This is a genomic window from Pseudomonas psychrophila (assembly GCF_001043005.1).
GTDB classification, from domain to species: Bacteria; Pseudomonadota; Gammaproteobacteria; order Pseudomonadales; family Pseudomonadaceae; genus Aquipseudomonas; species Aquipseudomonas psychrophila.
Genome location: NZ_JYKZ01000074.1, coordinates 1 through 644 on the forward strand (window position 1 = coordinate 1; position 644 = coordinate 644).

The 644-nt window shown below is 57.9% G+C and carries 1 protein-coding gene and 1 pseudogene; both read left to right on the top strand.

The window, feature by feature from the left end; all coding sequences use genetic code 11:
* A partial coding sequence (locus TU76_RS24130) for a winged helix-turn-helix domain-containing protein (protein WP_048352672.1) occupies positions 1–282 on the top strand: 282 nt, incomplete at its 5' end.
* Positions 283–395: 113 nt separating this feature from the next.
* Positions 396–644: pseudogene (locus TU76_RS24135) on the top strand (two-component sensor histidine kinase); the annotation flags it as partial.

Sequence of the window (644 nt, forward strand, 5' to 3'; positions counted from 1 at the left end):
GCAACCCGTGAGCTCAAGCGTGGCGATGAAGTTCACATGCTCACCACCGGTGAGTTCGCGGTGCTCAAAGCTCTGGTCATGCACGCCCGCGAGCCGTTGACCCGCGACAAGCTGATGAACCTGGCGCGTGGTCGTGAATGGGATGCCCTGGAGCGTTCAATCGACGTTCAAATTTCCCGCTTGCGCCGCATGATCGAACCCGATCCTTCCAAACCGCGCTATATCCAGACTGTCTGGGGCGTAGGTTATGTGTTCGTGCCGGATGGTAATGCCGCCAAGTGATTGATCATTTGTAGGAGCGAGCCACGCAGCGTGTCCCAGCGCCAGCGTGGCTCGCGATCCAACTTTTTGCGGGTCTCCGAACTCGCTCCTGCAAAGTGTAAAAGCAGCTGTCTATGAAAACCCCTCTCTGGTTTCCCCAAAGCTTTTTCTCCCGCACTCTCTGGCTGGTCCTGATCGTTGTCCTGTTTTCCAAGGCGCTGACGCTGGTTTATCTGTTGATGAACGAGGACGTGCTGGTTGATCGCCAATACAGTCACGGCGTGGCGCTGACCCTGCGGGCTTACTGGGCTGCGGATGAAGAAGACCGCAACAAGATTGCCGATGCGGCCGGTTTGATCCGTGTCGTGGGGGGCGGTGTGCCC